17 protein-coding genes, 2 tRNA genes, 2 rRNA genes and 1 pseudogene are annotated in these 22209 nt (G+C 57.9%); 11 read left to right on the top strand and 11 right to left on the bottom strand.

Annotation, left to right across the window (positions count from 1 at the left end; genetic code table 11):
* Positions 1-117 precede the first annotated feature (117 nt).
* The 6 genes from AC06G5_RS03175 to aptA form a co-directional block, all read right to left on the bottom strand.
* A 23S ribosomal RNA gene (locus tag AC06G5_RS03175) occupies positions 118-3009 on the bottom strand.
* Between the two features lie 239 nt (positions 3010-3248).
* Positions 3249-3324: transfer RNA gene (locus tag AC06G5_RS03170), tRNA-Ala, on the bottom strand.
* A 9-nt stretch (positions 3325-3333) separates the two neighbouring features.
* Positions 3334-3410: transfer RNA gene (locus tag AC06G5_RS03165), tRNA-Ile, on the bottom strand.
* Between the two features lie 121 nt (positions 3411-3531).
* Positions 3532-5068, bottom strand: a 16S ribosomal RNA gene (locus AC06G5_RS03160).
* Together the 16S and 23S rRNA genes with 2 tRNA genes alongside form the textbook arrangement of a ribosomal RNA operon.
* A gap of 569 nt (positions 5069-5637) precedes the next feature.
* Positions 5638-7131 carry a CoA-acylating methylmalonate-semialdehyde dehydrogenase gene (locus tag AC06G5_RS03155; protein ID WP_008021905.1) on the bottom strand — a complete coding sequence of 498 codons (1494 nt, stop codon included), beginning with the start codon at positions 7129-7131 and terminating at the stop codon, positions 5638-5640.
* A gap of 178 nt (positions 7132-7309) precedes the next feature.
* Positions 7310-8659: an omega-aminotransferase AptA gene (gene aptA, locus AC06G5_RS03150; protein WP_413703634.1), complete on the bottom strand. Its 1350-nt coding sequence runs from the start codon at positions 8657-8659 to the stop codon at positions 7310-7312.
* Between the two features lie 139 nt (positions 8660-8798).
* On the opposite strand from aptA, the gene AC06G5_RS03145 reads away from it, so the two are divergent.
* The 3 genes from AC06G5_RS03145 to AC06G5_RS03135 all read left to right on the top strand — a co-directional run bounded on the left by AC06G5_RS03145 (position 8799) and on the right by AC06G5_RS03135 (position 11047).
* A complete protein-coding gene (locus AC06G5_RS03145) occupies positions 8799-9719 on the top strand; it encodes a LysR family transcriptional regulator (RefSeq protein ID WP_150815110.1) in 921 nt (306 codons plus the stop codon).
* A gap of 89 nt (positions 9720-9808) precedes the next feature.
* Positions 9809-10459 carry a TetR/AcrR family transcriptional regulator gene (locus AC06G5_RS03140; RefSeq protein WP_413427956.1) on the top strand — a complete coding sequence of 217 codons (651 nt, stop codon included), beginning with the start codon at positions 9809-9811 and terminating at the stop codon, positions 10457-10459.
* A 6-nt stretch (positions 10460-10465) separates the two neighbouring features.
* Positions 10466-11047 (top strand): IMPACT family protein, encoded by a 582-nt coding sequence (locus AC06G5_RS03135; protein ID WP_413427957.1) that lies wholly within the window; start codon positions 10466-10468, stop codon positions 11045-11047.
* A gap of 450 nt (positions 11048-11497) precedes the next feature.
* Here AC06G5_RS03135 and AC06G5_RS03130 read toward each other — a convergent pair whose 3' ends face one another.
* Positions 11498-11959 (bottom strand): hypothetical protein, encoded by a 462-nt coding sequence (locus AC06G5_RS03130; protein WP_413427958.1) that lies wholly within the window; start codon positions 11957-11959, stop codon positions 11498-11500.
* 83 nt (positions 11960-12042) lie between these two features.
* Between AC06G5_RS03130 and AC06G5_RS03125 the strand changes: the two genes are divergently transcribed.
* The 5 genes and pseudogenes from AC06G5_RS03125 (at position 12043) to AC06G5_RS03105 (ending at position 16358) form a co-directional block, all read left to right on the top strand.
* Positions 12043-12399: a MerR family transcriptional regulator gene (locus tag AC06G5_RS03125; protein ID WP_413427970.1), complete on the top strand. Its 357-nt coding sequence runs from the start codon at positions 12043-12045 to the stop codon at positions 12397-12399.
* A 19-nt stretch (positions 12400-12418) separates the two neighbouring features.
* A complete protein-coding gene (locus AC06G5_RS03120; protein ID WP_413703635.1) occupies positions 12419-13108 on the top strand; it encodes an SDR family oxidoreductase in 690 nt (229 codons plus the stop codon).
* Positions 13109-13362: 254 nt separating this feature from the next.
* A complete protein-coding gene (locus AC06G5_RS03115) occupies positions 13363-14721 on the top strand; it encodes an 8-oxoguanine deaminase (protein WP_413703636.1) in 1359 nt (452 codons plus the stop codon).
* Positions 14722-15097: 376 nt separating this feature from the next.
* Positions 15098-15298 (top strand): annotated as a pseudogene (locus AC06G5_RS03110) (BMP family ABC transporter substrate-binding protein); the annotation flags it as partial.
* Between the two features lie 106 nt (positions 15299-15404).
* The gene (locus AC06G5_RS03105; protein WP_008021924.1) at positions 15405-16358 is read left to right on the top strand and encodes an adenosine deaminase; all 954 of its coding nucleotides are present in this window, start codon (positions 15405-15407) and stop codon (positions 16356-16358) included.
* Positions 16359-16435: 77 nt separating this feature from the next.
* Here the strand turns inward: AC06G5_RS03105 and AC06G5_RS03100 are convergent, their stop codons facing one another.
* Both AC06G5_RS03100 and AC06G5_RS03095 read right to left on the bottom strand, forming a co-directional pair.
* Positions 16436-17170: an ArsR/SmtB family transcription factor gene (locus AC06G5_RS03100; protein WP_413427961.1), complete on the bottom strand. Its 735-nt coding sequence runs from the start codon at positions 17168-17170 to the stop codon at positions 16436-16438.
* A 316-nt stretch (positions 17171-17486) separates the two neighbouring features.
* On the bottom strand, positions 17487-18416 hold the full coding sequence (locus tag AC06G5_RS03095) for a LysR family transcriptional regulator (RefSeq protein ID WP_413427962.1): 930 nt from the start codon (positions 18414-18416) through the stop codon (positions 17487-17489).
* Between the two features lie 125 nt (positions 18417-18541).
* On the opposite strand from AC06G5_RS03095, the gene AC06G5_RS03090 reads away from it, so the two are divergent.
* Both AC06G5_RS03090 and AC06G5_RS03085 read left to right on the top strand, forming a co-directional pair.
* Positions 18542-19555 carry a zinc-binding alcohol dehydrogenase family protein gene (locus AC06G5_RS03090; protein WP_413427963.1) on the top strand — a complete coding sequence of 338 codons (1014 nt, stop codon included), beginning with the start codon at positions 18542-18544 and terminating at the stop codon, positions 19553-19555.
* 267 nt (positions 19556-19822) lie between these two features.
* Positions 19823-19996 carry a hypothetical protein gene (locus AC06G5_RS03085; protein ID WP_008021930.1) on the top strand — a complete coding sequence of 58 codons (174 nt, stop codon included), beginning with the start codon at positions 19823-19825 and terminating at the stop codon, positions 19994-19996.
* A gap of 8 nt (positions 19997-20004) precedes the next feature.
* Here the strand turns inward: AC06G5_RS03085 and AC06G5_RS03080 are convergent, their stop codons facing one another.
* A complete protein-coding gene (locus tag AC06G5_RS03080) occupies positions 20005-21201 on the bottom strand; it encodes a multidrug effflux MFS transporter (protein ID WP_413427964.1) in 1197 nt (398 codons plus the stop codon).
* Positions 21202-21291: 90 nt separating this feature from the next.
* Positions 21292-21489, bottom strand: a complete 198-nt coding sequence (locus tag AC06G5_RS03075; protein WP_413427965.1) for a heavy-metal-associated domain-containing protein — start codon at positions 21487-21489, stop codon at positions 21292-21294.
* 147 nt (positions 21490-21636) lie between these two features.
* Between AC06G5_RS03075 and AC06G5_RS03070 the strand changes: the two genes are divergently transcribed.
* Entirely contained in the window at positions 21637-22020 is a 384-nt protein-coding gene (locus AC06G5_RS03070; RefSeq protein ID WP_413427966.1) for a hypothetical protein, read from the top strand.
* The last annotated feature ends 189 nt before the right edge of the window (positions 22021-22209 follow it).

Below are 22209 nucleotides of genomic sequence, written 5' to 3'. Positions count from 1 at the left end.
AGCAAATTGGGTATGTGATGGAAATCGGTGTTTTGTGAGCGTCGAACTTTCGGTTCTTTCGTCTTCACACACCGCAATCTGATGCTCTTTCGAGTAGTCAAATTGCTTGGGTGTTATATGGTCAAGCCTCACGGGCAATTAGTATTGGTTAGCTCAACGCCTCACAGCGCTTACACACCCAACCTATCAACGTCGTAGTCTTCGACGGCCCTTCAGGGGACTCAAGGTCCCAGTGAGATCTCATCTTGAGGCAAGTTTCCCGCTTAGATGCTTTCAGCGGTTATCTTTTCCGAACATAGCTACCCGGCAATGCCACTGGCGTGACAACCGGAACACCAGAGGTTCGTCCACTCCGGTCCTCTCGTACTAGGAGCAGCCCCTCTCAAATCTCAAACGTCCACGGCAGATAGGGACCGAACTGTCTCACGACGTTCTAAACCCAGCTCGCGTACCACTTTAAATGGCGAACAGCCATACCCTTGGGACCGGCTTCAGCCCCAGGATGTGATGAGCCGACATCGAGGTGCCAAACACCGCCGTCGATATGAACTCTTGGGCGGTATCAGCCTGTTATCCCCGGAGTACCTTTTATCCGTTGAGCGATGGCCCTTCCATACAGAACCACCGGATCACTAAGACCTACTTTCGTACCTGCTCGACGTGTCTGTCTCGCAGTCAAGCGCGCTTTTGCCTTTATACTCTACGACCGATTTCCGACCGGTCTGAGCGCACCTTCGTACTCCTCCGTTACTCTTTAGGAGGAGACCGCCCCAGTCAAACTACCCACCATACACTGTCCTCGATCCGGATAACGGACCTGAGTTAGAACCTCAAAGTTGCCAGGGTGGTATTTCAAGGATGGCTCCACGCGAACTGGCGTCCACGCTTCAAAGCCTCCCACCTATCCTACACAAGCAAATTCAAAGTCCAGTGCAAAGCTATAGTAAAGGTTCACGGGGTCTTTCCGTCTAGCCGCGGATACACTGCATCTTCACAGCGATTTCAATTTCACTGAGTCTCGGGTGGAGACAGCGCCGCCATCGTTACGCCATTCGTGCAGGTCGGAACTTACCCGACAAGGAATTTCGCTACCTTAGGACCGTTATAGTTACGGCCGCCGTTTACCGGGGCTTCGATCAAGAGCTTCGCGTTAGCTAACCCCATCAATTAACCTTCCGGCACCGGGCAGGCGTCACACCCTATACGTCCACTTTCGTGTTTGCAGAGTGCTGTGTTTTTAATAAACAGTCGCAGCGGCCTGGTATCTTCGACCGGCGTGGGCTTACGCAGTAAATGCTTCACCCTCACCGGCGCACCTTCTCCCGAAGTTACGGTGCCATTTTGCCTAGTTCCTTCACCCGAGTTCTCTCAAGCGCCTTGGTATTCTCTACCCAACCACCTGTGTCGGTTTGGGGTACGGTTCCTGGTTACCTGAAGCTTAGAAGCTTTTCTTGGAAGCATGGCATCAACCACTTCGTCACCCAAAGGGTAACTCGTCATCAGCTCTCGGCCTTAAGATCCCGGATTTACCTAAGATCTCAGCCTACCACCTTAAACTTGGACAACCAACGCCAAGCTGGCCTAGCCTTCTCCGTCCCTCCATCGCAATAACCAGAAGTACAGGAATATTAACCTGTTTTCCATCGACTACGCTTTTCAGCCTCGCCTTAGGGACCGACTAACCCTGCGTCGATTAACGTTGCGCAGGAAACCTTGGTCTTTCGGCGTGGGTGTTTTTCACACCCATTGTCGTTACTCATGTCAGCATTCGCACTTCTGATACCTCCAGCAAGCTTCTCAACTCACCTTCACAGGCTTACAGAACGCTCCTCTACCGCATCACTTACGTGATACCCGTAGCTTCGGTGTATGGTTTGAGCCCCGTTACATCTTCCGCGCAGGCCGACTCGACTAGTGAGCTATTACGCTTTCTTTAAAGGGTGGCTGCTTCTAAGCCAACCTCCTAGCTGTCTAAGCCTTCCCACATCGTTTCCCACTTAACCATAACTTTGGGACCTTAGCTGACGGTCTGGGTTGTTTCCCTTTTCACGACGGACGTTAGCACCCGCCGTGTGTCTCCCATGCTCGGCACTTGTAGGTATTCGGAGTTTGCATCGGTTTGGTAAGTCGGGATGACCCCCTAGCCGAAACAGTGCTCTACCCCCTACAGTGATACATGAGGCGCTACCTAAATAGCTTTCGAGGAGAACCAGCTATCTCCGAGCTTGATTAGCCTTTCACTCCGATCCACAGGTCATCCGCTAACTTTTCAACGGTAGTCGGTTCGGTCCTCCAGTCAGTGTTACCTAACCTTCAACCTGCCCATGGATAGATCGCCCGGTTTCGGGTCTATTCCCAGCGACTAGACGCCCTATTAAGACTCGCTTTCGCTACGCCTCCCCTATTCGGTTAAGCTCGCCACTGAAAATAAGTCGCTGACCCATTATACAAAAGGTACGCAGTCACCCAACAAAGTGGGCTCCCACTGCTTGTACGCATACGGTTTCAGGATCTATTTCACTCCCCTCTCCGGGGTTCTTTTCGCCTTTCCCTCACGGTACTAGTTCACTATCGGTCAGTCAGTAGTATTTAGCCTTGGAGGATGGTCCCCCCATATTCAGACAAAGTTTCTCGTGCTCCGTCCTACTCGATTTCATGACCAAGAGATTTTCGCGTACAGGGCTATCACCCACTATGGCCGCACTTTCCAGAGCGTTCCGCTAATCTCAAAGCCACTTAAGGGCTAGTCCCCGTTCGCTCGCCACTACTAAGGGAATCTCGGTTGATTTCTTTTCCTCAGGGTACTTAGATGTTTCAGTTCCCCTGGTTCGCCTCTTGCACCTATGTATTCAGTACAAGATAACCATCTTATGATGGCTGGGTTCCCCCATTCAGACATCTCCGGATCAAAGTCTGTTTGCCGACTCCCCGAAGCTTTTCGCAGGCTACCACGTCTTTCATCGCCTCTGACTGCCAAGGCATCCACCGTATGCGCTTCTTCACTTGACCATATAACCCCAAGCAATCTGGTTATACTATGAAGACGACATTCGCCGAAAATTCGCACTTGCTCTAAGAGCAACTCACAAATTTTACCTTAGCCTGATCCGTTACCAGTGAAAGTAACGTTCAGTCTATCTTTCTATCACATACCCAAATTTTTAAAGAACGATCTAATCAAAAGACTAGAAATCAATATTCATCGCGGAATATTCATTTCTAAACTCTTCGACACGTGAAGCAGTTTATGGTGGAGCCAAACGGGATCGAACCGTTGACCTCCTGCGTGCAAGGCAGGCGCTCTCCCAGCTGAGCTATGGCCCCATACAAAATTGGTGGGTCTGGGCAGATTCGAACTGCCGACCTCACCCTTATCAGGGGTGCGCTCTAACCAACTGAGCTACAGACCCAATTTCGAGCTTGTAACTGTTAGCGTGAGCTATCAGCTTGGAGCTTAAAGCTGCTTCTATCGTCTTCTTCAATGAATCAAGCAATTCGTGTGGGAACTTATGGAGCAGCTGAGTCGTCGATTAAGGAGGTGATCCAGCCGCAGGTTCCCCTACGGCTACCTTGTTACGACTTCACCCCAGTCATGAATCACACCGTGGTAACCGTCCTCCCGAAGGTTAGACTAGCTACTTCTGGTGCAACCCACTCCCATGGTGTGACGGGCGGTGTGTACAAGGCCCGGGAACGTATTCACCGCGACATTCTGATTCGCGATTACTAGCGATTCCGACTTCACGCAGTCGAGTTGCAGACTGCGATCCGGACTACGATCGGTTTTATGGGATTAGCTCCACCTCGCGGCTTGGCAACCCTCTGTACCGACCATTGTAGCACGTGTGTAGCCCAGGCCGTAAGGGCCATGATGACTTGACGTCATCCCCACCTTCCTCCGGTTTGTCACCGGCAGTCTCCTTAGAGTGCCCACCATAACGTGCTGGTAACTAAGGACAAGGGTTGCGCTCGTTACGGGACTTAACCCAACATCTCACGACACGAGCTGACGACAGCCATGCAGCACCTGTCTCAATGTTCCCGAAGGCACCAATCCATCTCTGGAAAGTTCATTGGATGTCAAGGCCTGGTAAGGTTCTTCGCGTTGCTTCGAATTAAACCACATGCTCCACCGCTTGTGCGGGCCCCCGTCAATTCATTTGAGTTTTAACCTTGCGGCCGTACTCCCCAGGCGGTCAACTTAATGCGTTAGCTGCGCCACTAAGAGCTCAAGGCTCCCAACGGCTAGTTGACATCGTTTACGGCGTGGACTACCAGGGTATCTAATCCTGTTTGCTCCCCACGCTTTCGCACCTCAGTGTCAGTATCAGTCCAGGTGGTCGCCTTCGCCACTGGTGTTCCTTCCTATATCTACGCATTTCACCGCTACACAGGAAATTCCACCACCCTCTACCATACTCTAGCTTGTCAGTTTTGAATGCAGTTCCCAGGTTGAGCCCGGGGCTTTCACATCCAACTTAACAAACCACCTACGCGCGCTTTACGCCCAGTAATTCCGATTAACGCTTGCACCCTCTGTATTACCGCGGCTGCTGGCACAGAGTTAGCCGGTGCTTATTCTGTCGGTAACGTCAAAACACTAACGTATTAGGTTAATGCCCTTCCTCCCAACTTAAAGTGCTTTACAATCCGAAGACCTTCTTCACACACGCGGCATGGCTGGATCAGGCTTTCGCCCATTGTCCAATATTCCCCACTGCTGCCTCCCGTAGGAGTCTGGACCGTGTCTCAGTTCCAGTGTGACTGATCATCCTCTCAGACCAGTTACGGATCGTCGCCTTGGTGAGCCATTACCTCACCAACTAGCTAATCCGACCTAGGCTCATCTGATAGCGCAAGGCCCGAAGGTCCCCTGCTTTCTCCCGTAGGACGTATGCGGTATTAGCGTCCCTTTCGAGACGTTGTCCCCCACTACCAGGCAGATTCCTAGACATTACTCACCCGTCCGCCGCTGAATTCGGGAGCAAGCTCCCGTCATCCGCTCGACTTGCATGTGTTAGGCCTGCCGCCAGCGTTCAATCTGAGCCATGATCAAACTCTTCAGTTCAAACATCTTTGGGTTTTGAGAAAACCCTAAACTTGGCTCAGCAATCGTTGGTTACATCTTTGATTTCTCGCGGAGTAACTTGTGATGCTGATAATCTGTTGACTAGCAGTCTGACTCCACAAGCACCCACACGAATTGCTTGATTCAGTTGTTAAAGAGCGGTTGGCTAAGATCTTTCGTCTCAACCGAGGCGCGCATTCTACAGCAGCCTCATTTGCTGTCAAGTGATTTTTTTCAGAAGTTTTCAAGGAATCCTTAACAACTTCAACCACTTGCGCTTTCGATCTCTCGTCAGCGGGAGGCGAATTCTACAGCGTTACACGCTGCTGTCAACACCTCTTTTTCAACTTCCTTTCGGCTTCGATGACCTGAAGCAACCTGCTGCCGAAACCTACATAACTCTTTGTTTTCCAAGGAGTTTTTCGTTTCGACTGCGCCGGAAGTGGGGCGAATTATAGGCCTCCAGAATCTGCCGTCAACACCTATTTTCACAAAACTGTCATATAGGTCAAAAAAGCCCCGAAAACAAAAAGGCCGACCCAATGGGTCGGCCTTCTACGCCCTTCTACTTACAAGCTAGGGAAGGCGAACTGCGAAGCTTCATGGCTAGCACGCTGCGGCCAGCGCTGGGTGATGGCTTTGCGGCGGGTATAGAAACGCACGCCATCCGGGCCATAGGCGTGCAGGTCGCCGAACAGCGAACGCTTCCAGCCACCAAAGCTGTGATAGGCGACCGGCACCGGCAACGGTACGTTGACGCCGACCATGCCGACTTCGATCTCGTCGCAGAACAAACGCGCCGCTTCCCCGTCGCGGGTGAAGATGCAGGTGCCGTTGCCATACTCGTGATCGTTGATCAGTTGCATGGCTTCTTCCAGGCTGTTGACCCGGACAACGCAAAGCACCGGCCCGAAGATCTCTTCTTTATAGATACGCATCTCTGGCGTGACGTTGTCGAACAGGCAGCCACCCAGGAAGAAGCCTTCCTCGTGACCGGCCACGGTCAGACCACGGCCGTCGACGACCAGCGTCGCGCCGGCAGCTACGCCGTCTTCTACATAACCGCTGACTTTGTCGCGGGCCTGGCCGGTGACCAGAGGCCCCATGTCCAGGCCGCAAGAAGTACCGGCGCCGATTTTCAGCGCCTGGATTTGCGGTACCAGCTTGGCCACCAGCGCGTCCGCCACCTGATCGCCAACGCACACGGCCACCGAGATCGCCATGCAACGCTCACCGCAAGAACCGTATGCTGCGCCCATCAGTGCGCTGACGGCGTTGTCCAGGTCTGCATCCGGCATCAGCACCGCGTGGTTCTTCGCGCCGCCCAGGGCCTGAACGCGTTTGCCACGTTTGGTGCCTTCGGAGTAGATGTACTCGGCAATCGGTGTCGAACCGACAAAGCTCAGCGCTTTGACTTCCGGCGCCTCGATCAGCGCATCCACTGCGGTCTTGTCACCGTGCACCACACTCAGTACGCCTTTAGGCAGACCAGCTTCCAACAGCAACTGGGCGATCAGCAGCGTCGAGCTCGGGTCACGCTCGGACGGCTTGAGAATGAAGCAGTTGCCACAGACGATCGCCAGTGGGTACATCCACAGTGGCACCATGGCCGGGAAGTTGAACGGAGTGATACCGGCAACCACGCCCAGCGGCTGGAAGTCAGACCAGGCATCAATATTCGGGCCGACGTTACGGCTGTACTCGCCCTTGAGGATTTCCGGGGCTGCACACGCGAACTCGACGTTCTCGATGCCGCGCTTCAGTTCACCAGCCGCATCTTCCAGGGTCTTGCCGTGCTCTTCGCTGATCAGTTGGGCGATACGCGCTTCGTTCTGCTCCAGCAGTTGCTTGAAGCGAAACATCACCTGGGCACGCTTGGCCGGTGGCGTGTTGCGCCAGGCCGGGAACGCAGCCTTGGCAGCATCGATGGCGCTCTGAATGGTTTCGCGAGTCGCCAGCGGCAACTTGTGAATGGCCTGGCCGGTGGACGGGTTGAACACATCAACCGCGCGACCGTTCTCGGTCACCAGTTCGCCATTTATCAAATGCGGAATAACGCTCATGGAAGCTCCTGAAAAGTTGTCCACAGGCGCCCTTCAACGGGTGCCTGCTATATAGATAGCTTTTGTAGGAGCTAGCTTGCTCGCGAAGATGCTGAGGGCGCCGCGTTCATCCAGACAGCCCCCCGTCATCGTTGACGCCCATCGCGAGCAAGCTCGCTCCTACAGGTGTTGTGTCAAATCAGTCGATCTTGCCCAGCACTTCGCCGACCGCGTCGAACAGGCGATCCAGGTCCTGCGGCTTGCTGTTGAAGGTTGGGCCGAACTGCAGGGTGTCGCCGCCGAAGCGCACGTAGAACCCGGCTTTCCACAGCGCCATGCCGGCTTCGAACGGACGCACGATGGCGTCGCCGTCACGTGCAGCGATCTGGATCGCGCCGGCCAGGCCGAAGTTGCGGATGTCGATGATGTTCTTGGTGCCTTTGAGGCCATGCAGCGCATTTTCGAAATGCGGGGCGACTTCGGCCACGCTCTGCACCAGGTTTTCCTTTTGCAGCAGGTCGAGCGCTGCCAGGCCCGCGGCGCAAGCCACCGGGTGCGCGGAGTAGGTGTAGCCATGAGGAAATTCAACCGCGTATTCAGGTGTCGGCTGATTCATGAAGGTCTGGTAGATCTCGGAGCTGGCAATCACCGCGCCCATCGGGATCGCGCCGTTGGTGACTTGCTTGGCGATGCACATCAAGTCCGGGGTCACGCCGAAGGTGGTGGCGCCGAACATGGTGCCGGTACGGCCGAAACCGGTGATCACTTCGTCGAATACCAGCAGGATGTTGTGCTGGTCGCAGATTTCACGCAGACGCTTGAGGTAACCCTGAGGCGGAACCAGCACGCCAGCGGAACCGGCCAATGGCTCGACGAATACCGCCGCGATGTTCGACGCATCGTGCAGTTCGATCAGCTTCAGCAGTTCGTCAGCCAAGGCGATACCACCCTGCTCCGGCATGCCACGGGAGTAAGCGTTGCTTGCCAGCAAAGTGTGCGGCAGGTGGTCGACGTCCATCATCGCCTGACCGAACAGCTTGCGGTTGCCATTCACGCCACCGAGGCTGGTGCCGGCGATGTTCACGCCATGGTAACCACGGGCACGGCCGATCATTTTGGTCTTGGTCGACTGGCCTTTCAGGCGCCAGTAAGCGCGGACCATCTTCACCGCAGTGTCAGCGCACTCGGAGCCCGAGTCGGTGAAGAACACGTGGTTCAGGTTACCCGGGGTCAGGTCGGTGATTTTCTCGGCCAGCTGGAAGGACAGCGGATGGCCGTACTGGAAGCCTGGCGAATAATCGAGGGTGCCCAGTTGCTTGGACACGGCCTCCTGGATTTCCTTGCGGGTGTGCCCGGCGCCACAGGTCCACAGACCCGACAGCGAGTCATACACCTTGCGCCCCTTGTCGTCGATCAGCCAGCTGCCCTCAGCGCCAACGATCAGGCGCGGGTCGCGCTGGAAGTTGCGGTTGGCGGTGTAAGGCATCCAGTGAGCATCGAGCTTGAGCTGGCTGGCCAGGGAAGTCGGGGCGTTTTCAGGCTGGTTCATGGGCGAAACCTCGCAAGGCAATAAGCGGCGTAAGGATTGAAAACCGTTGTTGCAGCTAAATTGCCACGGGGATAAAGTCGGTGAAATGCAACTTTTCTAATGTTCAGTCAGCCCACTACTAAACTTTCGAGTAACAAGCATGAGCACTCGCCGTCCCGATCCGCTGGCCCAGGTCAGCGACTTTGACATTCGCCTGCTGAGGATCTTTCGCAGCGTGGTGGAATGCGGCGGCTTCTCCGCGGCGGAAACCGTTCTGGGCATCGGTCGCTCGGCAATCAGTCAGCAGATGAGCGATCTGGAGCAACGCCTCGGTTTACGACTGTGCCAACGTGGACGTGCCGGGTTTTCCCTGACTGAAGAAGGCCGCGAGGTCTATCAATCGGCGTTGCAACTGTTAAGTGCACTGGAAAGCTTCCGCACCGAGGTCAATGGCCTGCACCAGCACTTGCGCGGCGAATTGATCATTGGCCTGACTGACAACCTGGTCACCCTGCCCCACATGCGCATCACCCATGCCCTCGCGCAATTGAAAGAACGCGGCCCGGATGTCCAGATCCAGATCCGCATGATCGCGCCCAATGAAGTCGAGCAAGGCGTACTCGACGGTCGTCTGCACGTCGGCGTGGTGCCCCAGGCCAGCGCGCTGTCGGGGTTGGAATATCAACCGCTGTATAGCGAACGATCGCTGTTGTACTGCGCGGTCGGCCATCCGCTGTTTTATGTCGACGATAAACAACTGGACGACGAACGCCTGAACAGCCAGGACGCCATCGCGCCCACCTTCCGTTTGCCGGCGGAAATCCAGGCTCACTACCAGGCGCTCAATTGCACCGCCAGCGCCTCGGACCGCGAAGGCATGGCGTTCCTGATCCTGACCGGACGCTATATCGGTTACCTGCCGGATCACTACGCGAGTCTTTGGGTGCAGCAAGGCCGGTTGCGAGCGCTGAAAGAAAAAACGCGCTTCTATGACCTCAGCCTGGCGTCGGTCACACGCAAGGGGCGTCGACCTCATCTGGTGCTGGAGAGCTTTCTGGAGAGCCTGGCCGCGACGCGTTAATGATCATTGCGCCACATAAGGACTTGTCTGAAGCCGGTGGGTACGATATCAACGCAATGGCCGTCCCACCCACCCGTTCGGAAGTGCTTATGACCTTTGAAGTCCCAGCCCACGGCGCAAAATCCGTCAGCCGCATTCGTCAGAAAAACGAAGAGACCATCATCAAAGCCGCCGAAGACGAGTTCGCCCGTCACGGGTACAAAGGCACGAGCATGAACACCATCGCCCAGAACGCCGGGCTGCCCAAGGCCAACCTGCATTATTACTTCACCAACAAGCTCGGTTTGTACGTGGCGGTGCTGAGCAACATCATCGAACTGTGGGACAGCACCTTCAACACCCTCACCGCCGAGGACGATCCGGCCGAAGCCTTGACCCGCTATATCCGCGCGAAAATGGAGTTCTCCCGACGCCAGCCGCAAGCCTCGCGGATCTTTGCCATGGAAGTCATCAGCGGCGGCGAATGCCTGACCGAGTATTTCAACCAGGATTATCGCGCCTGGTTCCAGGGCCGTGCGGGTGTGTTCCAGGCCTGGATCGACGCCGGTAAAATGGACCCGGTCGATCCGGTGCACCTGATCTTCCTGTTGTGGGGCAGCACCCAGCACTACGCCGACTTCGCCACGCAGATCTGCCGTGTCACCGGGCGCACCCGGTTGACCATGCAGGACATGGAAGACGCCGGGGACAACCTGATCCGCATCATTCTCAAGGGCTGCGGCCTGACACCGACAATTTAAGTTCTTATGCCTTTTACCCTCAGCGGTTTTTGCGAACACCGCGAAGAGATTCGCAAGAGCCGCTTCATCACCTTTGCCGCGCCCATCTCCAGCCCGGCCGAAGCCCAGGCATTCATTGAACAGCACAGTGACTTGAATGCCTCGCACAACTGCTGGGCGTGGAAGCTCGGCGATCAATATCGCAGCACCGATGATGGCGAGCCCGGCGGTACGGCCGGCCGACCGATTCTGGCGGCGATAGAGGCACAGGATTGCGATCAGGTCGCGGTGCTGGTGATTCGCTGGTATGGCGGCATCCAACTGGGTACCGGCGGGCTCGCCCGGGCCTATGGCGGTGGTGCGAACAAATGCCTGCAAGCGGCGCCAAAGATCGAATTGATCAGCCGGGTGCCGCTGCGTTGCGCTTGTGGGTTTGCCGAGTTGGCCCTGGTCAAGCTGCGGGTGGCGGAGGCAGGTGGATTAGTTGTGGAGGAAACCTTCACCGCCAACGGTGTCGAGTTGCAGTTGGCCGTGGGTGATGTGCAAATCGACACCTTGCAATTACAACTGGCCGATTTGAGTCGCGGGCGTATTTTGTTGCAGCGCTAAAAAGCTCCGGCCCAGGCTGCAATCTTTTGGGGCACAGCGCTTTTTCACTTATTCCATACTTGCCCACATCTGCTGTGCACCCGGCTGTGGATAACCTGAGCACATACGGCTGTAACCCTTCTGTCATGCGGCTTTGCGGACTTTGCTCAATTTTCGTCCAATCTGCCATCAAGCAGAGTAAATTCAAATAAAAACAAACAGTTACATCGGTTTATCGCCTTTAGAAGAAAGCCACTCAGTGCTTATGCCCATGCTTTGGGCTTGCGCACAAATACTGTGGAGCAATCTGTGGATAACCCGTTCATGGCCGTCGCCGAGCCGTGTACAACACGGCTCGTGGTCATTTGCTCATTTTTTGATCAAAACCGTACGAGCAAAATCAGGGCTTGATTCTCGGCACTGCCCCCCTGTGGTGCCCGGCTCCGTGCGACACATTTGAAAGCGGCGCACTCAATGCCTCGGCCCACGCTGGATGGGTGTGAACCCGGTCAAATGTGGGAGCGAGCCTGCTCGCGAAGGCGTCCGAACAGGCAGCGCCTGAACTGCGCCCCACGCCAATTCAAACACCAGGAAAACCACCAACAACGAACTCGCGCCATGGGCAAGTGCATAAGCCTGCCAAGCCGAGAACAGGAATCTGGCCACGGCGTCATACCGTCCGAAAATCTGCTGCGGATCACGAATCCGCAACACCGCCCACACGCAGACAATCGAACCCAGCAGATTCGCCATCAGCATGTGCAGCGGTTCGAACGGCGGCAGCTCACCGGGTAAATTCAATGCCTGGCTCACGTTAGTCAAAATCCCATGCAGTGCCGCAAAACTCCACGGCGTGACAAACGCGACCGTCACGATCAGGTCGTACCAGGCACTGCCTTGCACCAGGCGGCGATATTGCGTTGCAGTCCACATCGACATTGCTCCATCAATTCAGGGAGCAACAAGGCTAAAGCCTGGAGTATGCTCCAGGGTCAAGCCCCCTTCGAGAGGTCATGATGCGCATCGGTGAATTAGCCCAGGCCAGCGCCGTCAGCCGCGACACGCTGCGTTTCTACGAGCAGCGCGGGTTGATCGCGGCGCAACGCAGCGCCAACGGGTATCGCGACTATCCGCCAGACATGGTGCAACTGGTGCAGTACATCAAGACCGCTCAACGGCTGGGCTTTACCCTCGGCGAGATCGGCAACAGCGTCACTGCAATCTGGCAGTCGCCCGATCCCGACGCGGCCGTCACGCAACTGCTGCAAGACAAACTCAAACTGATCGAAGCCCGCATGACCGAACTCGGCGCACTGCGCGATGAGTTGCAACAACGGCTCGGGCAACAGTGTCCATTGAATCCACGACTCTGAATTTTCAAGGAAGCCACTCATGTCCAAGGCAAAAACCGCACTCATCATCGGCGCCTCCCGGGGGCTTGGCCTCGGGCTGGTCAAAACCCTGTTGGCCGATGGCTGGCAAGTCACCGCCACCGTGCGCAATCCGCAAAAAACCGAAGCCTTGCAGGCCCTGGGCAAGGTGCGGATCGAAACGCTCGACATGGACGATCAGCAAGCGGTGTCCGCCCTGAGCCAACAACTCAAGGGCGATGTGTTTGACCTGTTGTTCGTCAATGCCGGGGTCAAAGGGCCGGATGTCCAGACACCGAACGGTGGTGCGACGATGGCCGAAGTCGGCCAGCTGTTTTTCACCAATGCCGTGGCGCCGATCAACCTGGCCCAGCATTTTGTCGAGCATATCCGCCCGGACACCGGCGTGCTGGCGTTCATGAGCTCGGTGCTGGGCAGCGTGACGATGCCCGATGCACCGGAATTGGCACTGTACAAGGCCAGCAAGGCGGCGCTGAACTCGATGACCAACAGCTTCGTAACGCAATTGGGCGAAACCAGCCTCACCGTGCTGTCGCTACACCCGGGCTGGGTGAAAACCGACATGGGCGGCGAAGGCGCGGACATCGACGTCGAAACCAGCACCCGTGGCCTGGTTGATCAGGTCAATGCGTATGTCGGCAAGGGCGGACATCATTTCATCAATTACCGGGGTGAGACCATTCCCTGGTAATACCCCAAATCTAAATGTGGGAGCGGGCTTGCTCGCGAAGGCGTCGTATCAGTCGACAGGTATGTGCCTGACACACCGCTTTCGCGAGCAGGCCCGCTCCCACAGGGTTATGGGTTGTCCTGTCGGGCCGGGCTTGCCCCCGGCAACGTTTTGTTTGACACTTCGCACCTCGCCTCCCCGGCGACCCTGGATCAGCAGACAGGGCAACACTGAGCTGGCAACCCTGAACCCAACTTTCAGAGGAGCCGGCCAACATGCCTGCGACCCGTACCTGGTTAAAAAATCCCCTCGCCATTTTCACAGCCAACGGTCTCGATGCCCGTGGCGGTCTGGTGCTGCAAGACGGCTTGATCGTCGAAGTGCTGGGCGCAGGCCAGCAACCGTCCACCCCCTGCAATGAAGTGTTCGATGCCCGCGAGCATGTGATCCTGCCGGGCCTGATCAACACCCATCATCACTTCTATCAGACCCTGACCCGCGCCTGGGCACCGGTGGTCAATCAGCCGCTGTTCCCGTGGCTGAAAACCCTGTACCCGGTCTGGGCACGCCTGACCCCGGAAAAACTCGCCCTCGCCACCAAAGTCGCGCTGGCTGAGTTGCTGCTGTCCGGCTGCACCACCGCGGCCGACCATCACTACCTGTTCCCGGAAGGCCTGGAAAATGCCATCGACGTGCAGGTCGAGAGCGTTCGCGAACTGGGCATGCGCGCCATGCTCACCCGCGGTTCCATGAGCCTTGGCGAAAAGGACGGTGGCCTGCCGCCGCAACAGACCGTGCAGGAAGGCGAAGTGATCCTCGCCGATAGCCAGCGACTGATAGCCGAGTACCACGAACGCGGTGATGGCGCGCAAATCCAGATCGCCCTGGCACCGTGCTCGCCGTTTTCGGTGACGCCGCAAATCATGTCGGCCAGTGCCGAACTGGCGAACAGACTCGACGTACGCCTGCACACCCACCTGGCGGAAACCCTCGACGAAGAAGAGTTCTGCCTGCAACGCTTCGGCCTGCGCACCGTGGACTATCTGGACAGTGTTGGCTGGCTCGGCCCGCGTACCTGGCTGGCCCACGGCATCCATTTCAACCCGGATGAAATCGCCCGCCTCGGTGCCGCCGGCACCGGTATTTGCCATTGCCCGAGTTCGAACATGCGCCTGGCCTCGGGCATCTGCCCAAGCATCGAGCTGACCGATGCCGGTGCCTTGCTTGGCTTGGGCGTGGACGGTTCGGCGTCCAACGATGCCTCGAACATGATGCTCGAAGCACGTCAGGCCCTGTACATCCAGCGCCTGCGCTATGGCGCCGAGAAGATCACTCCGGAACGCGTACTCGGCTGGGCGACCAAAGGTTCGGCCAGTCTGTTGGGACGTACCGATATCGGTGAACTGGCCGTGGGCAAGCAGGCCGACCTGGCCCTGTTCAAGCTCGACGAACTGCGCTTCTCCGGCAGTCATGATCCAGTCTCGGCACTGCTGCTGTGCGGCGCCGACCGTGCGGATCGGGTGATGGTCGGCGGCAAGTGGCGAGTGATAGACGGGCAGGTCGAGGGGCTGGACTTGAAGGGGTTGATCGCTGATCACAGCCAGGCGGCACGGCAGCTTATCGCAGGCGTCTGACACCACACCGATTAAAACCATGGGGTGACGCTAACGTTTCGTTTTGCCTTAGCGCACCAGTGGGTGGCAGCTGTGCAGCGCCATGCACTTTTATCGCACTTCACCGACCTGTCGCGAGCAGGCTCGCTCCCATAGAGACCGCGGTGCTTTTGTGGGAGCGAGCCTGCTCGCGAGGGCATCACCGCGACTTCAAGTTCTTGTTGTCCTGTTGGTCAGCCGTTTGCATTGCCCTGTGCAAGCCAAAGAGCCCAGCCAACCTCACGACAAAATGGAGTCCGAATTCATGCACAACCCTCCGTTGAAGAAGCTGCTCTGCGCCATTGCGGTGACCATCGGCCTGAGCGCCAGCCTGACTGCCATTGCCAACACCCCTCCGAAATTCGGCTTCGTCGCCTCGTTCCTGATCCCGGAAATGATCCGCGACATCAACGCCATCCAGCTGGCCTTGAACAAATACAACCCCGCACCGATCCAGGCCGCCGAGCGTCGCGGCGTGTACGCCGTGGGCTACGCTTCGGACATGGCGTACATCGGACCGAAAATGGCGCTGACCTCCATCGTCACCGATTGGGCTCCGCGACGGGAACCGGAAGCGCTGTGGTGAACCGCCTGGTCAGGTTTTACCAATTGTTGCGGAAACCCTCTGTAGAATGGCGACCATTGCACCTGATGAGAAAAGAATCATGTACGACTGGCTGAACGCCCTGCCCAAGGCAGAACTGCACCTGCACCTGGAAGGCTCGCTGGAGCCCGAGTTGTTGTTCGCCCTGGCTGAGCGCAACAAGATTGCCTTGCCATGGAACGACGTCGAAACCTTGCGCAAGGCGTATGCCTTCAACAACCTGCAGGAATTCCTCGACCTGTATTACCGGGGCGCCGATGTGCTGCGCACGTCCCAGGATTTCTATGACCTGACCTGGGCGTATCTGCTGCGCTGCAAAGAGCAGAACGTTATTCACACCGAACCGTTCTTCGACCCGCAGACCCACACCGACCGTGGCATCCCGTTCGAAGTCGTGCTCAACGGCATCGCCGCCGCACTGAAAGATGGCGAGCAGCAACTGGGTATCACCAGTGGTTTGATCCTGAGCTTCCTGCGCCATCTGAGCGAAGACGAGGCCCAGAAAACCCTCGACCAGGCGCTGCCGTTCCGTGATGCGTTCGTCGCCGTGGGTCTGGACAGCTCCGAGATGGGCCACCCGCCGAGCAAGTTCCAGCGCGTGTTCGACCGTGCCCGTCACGAAGGCTTCCTGACCGTCGCCCACGCCGGTGAAGAAGGCCCGCCCGAGTACATCTGGGAAGCCATCGACCTGCTGAAAATCCAGCGCATCGACCATGGCGTGCGCGCCATCGAAGACGAGCGTCTGATGCAGCGAATCATCGATGAGCAGATCCCGCTGACCGTGTGCCCGCTGTCGAACACCAAACTTTGCGTGTTCGATCACATGTCGCAGCACAACATTCTCGACATGCTGGAACGCGGCGTGAAAGTGACCGTGAACTCCGATGATCCAGCGTACTTCGGTGGTTATGTCACCGAGAACTTCCATGCACTGCACACCCACCTGGGCATGACCCAGGACCAGGCCAGACGCCTGGCGCAGAACAGCCTCGATGCGCGGTTGGTAAAGCCCTGAAGGCAAACGCAAACCCTGTAGGAGCTGGCTTGCCAGCGATAAGGCCATCACGGTCGCCATCGCCGGCAAGCCGGCTCCTACAGCGCCATTTCCAGCTCGGTCTCACTGGCGAAACGATGAATTTCCCGTTGCCCGGAGGCTGTCACCTGCAAGGCTCGGGAATCGCTGTGAAAACTCAGCCACCCCGACTGCATGAACAGCTGCAACAATGCCGCGCCCAGTGAGCCGCCCATGTGCGGGCGTCTTTCGCTCCAGTCGGGGCACGCGCAGGCAACCCTGCCGTTGTGATGGGCCAGCGCCTGGATGAACACTCCCCGTGCCGCCAACTCCGCCGCGCCCTTGAGCGTGACCGTGACCCGCTGATCAAAATGTTCGATCCAGCCTGCCTCCACCAGTCGCTGATACAGATCGGCGGACAGGGTACCCCCCAAGTGATCGTCGCACAGCCGGGCACTCAGCAATGACGAACGCACCGCCCGGGGTTTGACGAGAGGCGCATTGCGCTTGAATACATCGGGAACATCCTGGGGTGCGCTGGCGAAGGTCGCGCTGGCCAGTGCTTCGATTGCCGCCCCGACCTCGGGAGCGGCCAGGCGGAAGAAGCGTTTGCGGCCGCGGGTTTCAACCCTCAACAGGCCTCCAGCGGACAAACGTCCCAGGTGTGCACTGGCCGAAGACTGTGACAGGCCGGCCAGCAATGCCAACTCTTCGGTTGCTCGTGCCGAACCATCCATCAAGGCCCACATCATTGCGCTGCGCTTTGGGTCAGCCAGCAATGTGGCGATCTGGCTGATGCAAGGTGCATGTTCCATGTATTCACTCCCTGTTGAATCGTTTCGTCTACTGCCCAGAAACATCTTGACCGGTAATGTGTCGCCGGCCAATTCGTGGAAACTGCCATCAACCCGGCAACGCATTGCTCACTCTTTAGTGCTGCCTGGCCGATGCCGCGAAGGCCGGACGGATGACCATGCAGTCGGGCCGACCCGAACGTGGACCCGCCATGGGTGGTTCGACGCTACTTATTTGATGAGGGCGCTAGTATATGCGGGTTGCTCGTCGGATCCTGTCCTCCGCCCGGCATAGGTGCTGATCGCTCCTGAGAGAAATTTCTCTTTTTTTGTGCGACTAATGATCGATATCCGAAAAGCCCGGAAATTGACTACTCAAAACGGCGCAGCGGCTGGCAAGCATTTCCCGCAGAAGGTTCACCGGCTTACTCAGTTGTGCGCGATGGGCGCACAATAGATTCAGCGGTGCGCGCTCGCAGAGCAGCTCCGGCATCAGCACCTTCAAGCGGCCGGCCAGTACATCGGCGGCGACATCGAGCCAGGATTTATAAGCGATCCCGGCACCTGCCACGGCCCAAAGGCGCACGACATCGGCATCGTCACTGAAGCGGTCGCCGCTGACGGTCAGGCTGACTTCGCGTTTGCCGTCGTGAAAACTCCAGTGATCGTGGACCCGGCTGCCAAGCATGTACAACAGGCAATTGTGTTGAGCCAGTTGCTCCAGATGCCGCGGCTCGCCATGACGTGCCAGATAGCCGGGAGCGGCGCACAACACCCGGCGGTTCTGCGGGGCGATGGGCAGCGCCACCAGGCTGGAGTCCTCCGGCTCACCGTAGCGCAGGGCAATGTCTACCGGTTGGCGAAACAGGTCGGCGATGCGGTCCCCCAGCAGCAGGCGCACGGTCAGTTTCGGATGCTCGCGTTGAAACTCGTCGAGCCAGGGCAGTAGCAGATTGCGGCCAAAGTCCGATGGCGCCGACAACTGCAGAACCCCACTGACCTGGTCCTGACCACGGGCCAGCAATCGCCGTCCCTCGTCGAGATTGCTCAAGGCCGCGCGGGCGTATTCGAGAAAACCCTCGCCTTCGGCGGTCAGACGCAGGCTTCGGGTCGAACGGGCCAGTAAACGGGCGCCGAGTTGCTGTTCGATGCGCTTGAGCGCCGCACTGGCCACTGCCGCCGACATGTCCATGCCCCGCGCGGCGGCGGACAGACTGCCCAGGTCCGCCGCCCGGACAAACAACTGCAAGTCATCGAAACGCAGCATCGAGAGCACCGATTATCAAAAAAATATTGAAAGAGACTGCTCTTTTAGCCGGTTTTATCTTCAGGAGAAATAGCCAATCATCTCCCCTATCGAATCTATTCTTTATTAGTGTTCAGGAGTCGCCCATGAAAGCCATTGCCTACTACGCCTCGTTGCCGATCGGTGACGACAAGGCTCTGCAAGACATCGAACTGCCAGAACCGGTTGCCGGCCCCCGCGACTTGCTGGTGGAGGTCAAAGCCATCTCGGTCAACCCGGTGGACACCAAGGTGCGCCAGAGCGTCCAGCCCGAAGGCGGCGCGGCCAAGGTGCTGGGTTGGGACGTGGCCGGCGTGGTCAAGGCGGTGGGCAGTGAAGTGAAGCTGTTCAAGGCCGGCGACAAGGTGTATTACGCCGGCTCCATTGCGCGTGCCGGCGGCAACAGCGAATTGCATGTGGTGGACGAGCGCATCGTCGGCCACATGCCCAAGACCCTCGGTTTCGCCGAGGCCGCTGCCCTGCCGCTCACTGCGATCACGGCGTGGGAACTGTTGTTCGAACGCCTGCGAGTGCGCGAAGGCAAAACCGATGAAGGCCAGAGCCTGTTGATCGTCGGCGCGGCGGGTGGCGTGGGCTCGATTCTTACGCAACTGGCTAAGCAACTGACTGCCCTTGAAGTCATCGGCACCGCTTCGCGTCCGCAGACCCAAAGCTGGGTGAAGGAACTGGGCGCCGATCTGGTGATCGACCATGGCCAGCCACTGAGCGAAGCACTCAAGCGGGCCGGCGTGGATCAGGTCACCCACGTCGCCAGTCTGACCCAGACCGACCAGCACCTGGATCAACTGGTCGAGGCATTGGCACCGCAAGGCAAACTGGCGCTGATCGATGACCCCAAGTCGCTGGACGTGACCAAGCTCAAACGCAAGAGCCTGTCACTGCACTGGGAGTTCATGTACACCCGTTCGCTGTTTGAAACCCCGGACATGATCGAGCAGCACAACCTGCTCAATCGCGTCGCCAGGCTGATCGATGCCGGAACCCTGAAAACCACCATGGGCGAACACTTCGGCACGATCAATGCGACCAATTTGCGCCGTGCCCATGCCCTGCTGGAGAGCGGCAAAGCCAAGGGCAAGATTGTGCTGGAAGGGTTCTGAAACGCTGAAAAAAACCATCGCTGATTTCATCAGTCTGCCGCGTTTTTTTGTCTGCGACCGGGGCGTCCGGGTCGCAGACAACCCCCCGTGGGCGCCATCGAAAAGTCGTGTTTTTTTTAGTTACAAACCGTCAGTCCGACAGTTGCCCCTTGTCACAATGGTGCTCGTATTCGGGACTACAATCGAATCTCCTGCGAGGCAGTCTTTTGCGTAACGTCTTTTTCGAGACATCTTTTACGAGACGTCTTTTACGATAGGAGTTCAGCTATGAAGATCCTGATAAAAGAACTGGCAAAGTCCCAGTGGCAAGTTCGCCTTGATCAACATGCCGTGACGTTCCGCAGCGAAGCAGAAGCTCGCGCTTTCACGCGTACCCTCGAAGCCCGCATCCAGGCCCCTCACCAGATTCCCGTCCTCCACCCGCAGCGTGCAGCCGGCTGATTCCGGCTTCAAACCTGGGTTTGCGCTAGCGCCCGGGCATTTTGCAAACGCCGGGTGAGCATCGCCGCACTCACCACCAGAATTCCACACAGGCTGATGACCATGGCCATCGGCACGGCGCTGCCGTCGTGCAGCACCCCCACCAGCGCAGAGGCACCGGCAGCCACGCTGAATTGCAGGCAACCGAGTAGCGCCGACGCACTGCCAGCCCGTCCACCCTGCCCGCTCATCGCGCAGGCCGCGGCGTTGGGGCTGATGCAACCGAGGCTGGCGATGCAGATGAACAATGGAATCAGCAGCGGCCACAGTTGTGCGGTGTGCAGGGAGCTGACCGCGAGCAGCGTCACGCCGGCCGCCAGGTAAACCCACACTGCGCGCGCCAGCAAGAAGGCCGGACCACGCTTGGCCAGCAACCGCGCATTGACCTGTGCCACCAGAATGAAGCCCGCGGCATTGGTGCCGAACAGCCAGCCAAAGTGCTCGGCCGGAACGCCGTAGAGCTTGATAATGATGAAGGGAGAACCGGCAATGTAGGCAAACATCCCGGCGATGGCGATGCCCCCGGTCAAGGCATGGCCAAGAAATACGGGGTCGGCCAGCAACCGGCCGTACTGACGCAGCGCACCCGACAGCGGTTGACGCGGTATGTGGGCCGGCAAGCTTTCCGGCAATCCCGTCGCAACCGCCAGCCCCGCCAGTGCACTGAATCCGGTCAGGGCCAGGAAGATCGACTGCCAGCCTGTCGTGTTGACCAATAAGCCACCCAGCAACGGCGCGAGGATGGGGGCAAGCCCCATCACCAGCATCAGCTGCGAAAAGACTTTCGCCGAACCCACCGCATCACATTTGTCGCTGACCACCGCCCGGGAAATCACCATCCCGGCGCAGCCGCCCAAGGCCTGGACGAAACGCGCACCGATCAGCCATTCCAGGTTCGGTGCATAGGCACATGCCACGGAGGCGACGGTAAACAAGCCGACACCAGTGAGCAATGGAATGCGTCGCCCGAAACGATCCGCCACCGGGCCATAGGCCAGTTGACCGATGGACAGCCCGAGGAAGTACGCCGCCAACGTCATCTGAACGTGATTTTCGTCCGTCCCGAAGGCCAGTGCCATGGCCGGAAAGGCCGGCAGATAGAAATCGATCGCCAGCGGACCGAAAGCGCTCAGGGCGCCGAGAATCAGAATGGTACGAAAGTTCATCAGGCATCCAGTGGGGCAGTAGTCGGCAGCCCGACAGTCTAGCCGCGCATGGACGCCTTGAACATTCCGGTAGCTCGCTAACTATCAAAATCAGGCCAGCTTGACGCCATAACCCTCTTCGCTGATTGCCTCGATCACTTGCTGAGCGGTCAATGTACTTTCGACGCCAACCTCCCTGCTCGCCAGATCGACCCGCACACTGGCCGCCGGGTCTCTGGCCTGGACCGCCTGGGTGATGGCCTTGACGCAGTGACCACAAGACATGCCTTCAACGTTGAACACTTGCATGGGATGACTCCTTTTCCGGGATTGAACCCAGTTTCGGGCTTGCCACCATGGCAAGGTCAAGTTCTGACGTTAGCTGCCGGGCTGGCAATCGGCGCCGGGCTCGGCCAAGCTGCGTCCATCAATGACTCGAACTCAGGAGATTCAGCCATGCGCTGGTCGGTTTTCAGCCTGTTTGGCTTTCTCAGCCTTTTCGCCGCCGTGCCTTCGGTCAATGCTGCCAGTCAGGATTATGGCGTGCTGATCATTTCCCGCGAGCGCCTGGAAGTCGCGACCAGTTGCGAAATCGGTGTGTACATTCACGATCAACTGGCGGCGCGGCTGTTTCAGGAGCAGAGCACCTCGTTCAACTTGCCGCCCGGCAACGTCTCGCTGCGCCTCAAATTGCTCCCGGGTCAGGTGCCGGGTTGCAATCCGGGCATGCTCGCGCCGGGCTCGCAGGATATCCGGCTCAAGGCCGGGGATGTGCTCAAGTACCGGATCGCGATGACGCAGGAAGGGATGTACCTGAAACGCGCCGGCCTCGGCTACTGACATCTGTATCCCCCGGTGGGAGCGAGCTTGCTCGCGATTAGGCCGTTACATTCAACAACTCTGTTGACTGATACTCCGCTATCGCGAGCAAGCTCGCTCCCACAGGGGATCAGCGGCACGTTTAAGATTGGTGCTTGACCTTGCCAGCATGGCAAGGTTGATCCTGTGGTCATCTACTACAGGGAGTGC

The sequence above is a fragment of the Pseudomonas sp. WT-JTC genome (assembly GCF_056711565.1).
This window is presented reverse-complemented; position numbering and strand designations above follow the sequence as displayed.

Excerpts from the sequence above, each read along its gene's own strand:
- AC06G5_RS03155 (WP_008021905.1), bottom strand. The coding sequence starts at position 7,131 with ATGAGCGTTATTCCGCATTTGATAAATGGCGAACTGGTGACCGAGAAC.
- aptA (WP_413703634.1), bottom strand. The coding sequence starts at position 8,659 with ATGAACCAGCCTGAAAACGCCCCGACTTCCCTGGCCAGCCAGCTCAAG.
- AC06G5_RS03145 (WP_150815110.1), top strand. The coding sequence starts at position 8,799 with ATGAGCACTCGCCGTCCCGATCCGCTGGCCCAGGTCAGCGACTTTGAC.
- AC06G5_RS03140 (WP_413427956.1), top strand. The coding sequence starts at position 9,809 with ATGACCTTTGAAGTCCCAGCCCACGGCGCAAAATCCGTCAGCCGCATT.
- AC06G5_RS03135 (WP_413427957.1), top strand. The coding sequence starts at position 10,466 with ATGCCTTTTACCCTCAGCGGTTTTTGCGAACACCGCGAAGAGATTCGC.
- AC06G5_RS03130 (WP_413427958.1), bottom strand. The coding sequence starts at position 11,959 with ATGTGGACTGCAACGCAATATCGCCGCCTGGTGCAAGGCAGTGCCTGG.
- AC06G5_RS03125 (WP_413427970.1), top strand. The coding sequence starts at position 12,043 with ATGCGCATCGGTGAATTAGCCCAGGCCAGCGCCGTCAGCCGCGACACG.
- AC06G5_RS03120 (WP_413703635.1), top strand. The coding sequence starts at position 12,419 with ATGTCCAAGGCAAAAACCGCACTCATCATCGGCGCCTCCCGGGGGCTT.
- AC06G5_RS03115 (WP_413703636.1), top strand. The coding sequence starts at position 13,363 with ATGCCTGCGACCCGTACCTGGTTAAAAAATCCCCTCGCCATTTTCACA.
- AC06G5_RS03105 (WP_008021924.1), top strand. The coding sequence starts at position 15,405 with ATGTACGACTGGCTGAACGCCCTGCCCAAGGCAGAACTGCACCTGCAC.
- AC06G5_RS03100 (WP_413427961.1), bottom strand. The coding sequence starts at position 17,170 with ATGGAACATGCACCTTGCATCAGCCAGATCGCCACATTGCTGGCTGAC.
- AC06G5_RS03095 (WP_413427962.1), bottom strand. The coding sequence starts at position 18,416 with ATGCTGCGTTTCGATGACTTGCAGTTGTTTGTCCGGGCGGCGGACCTG.
- AC06G5_RS03090 (WP_413427963.1), top strand. The coding sequence starts at position 18,542 with ATGAAAGCCATTGCCTACTACGCCTCGTTGCCGATCGGTGACGACAAG.
- AC06G5_RS03085 (WP_008021930.1), top strand. The coding sequence starts at position 19,823 with ATGAAGATCCTGATAAAAGAACTGGCAAAGTCCCAGTGGCAAGTTCGC.
- AC06G5_RS03080 (WP_413427964.1), bottom strand. The coding sequence starts at position 21,201 with ATGAACTTTCGTACCATTCTGATTCTCGGCGCCCTGAGCGCTTTCGGT.
- AC06G5_RS03075 (WP_413427965.1), bottom strand. The coding sequence starts at position 21,489 with ATGCAAGTGTTCAACGTTGAAGGCATGTCTTGTGGTCACTGCGTCAAG.
- AC06G5_RS03070 (WP_413427966.1), top strand. The coding sequence starts at position 21,637 with ATGCGCTGGTCGGTTTTCAGCCTGTTTGGCTTTCTCAGCCTTTTCGCC.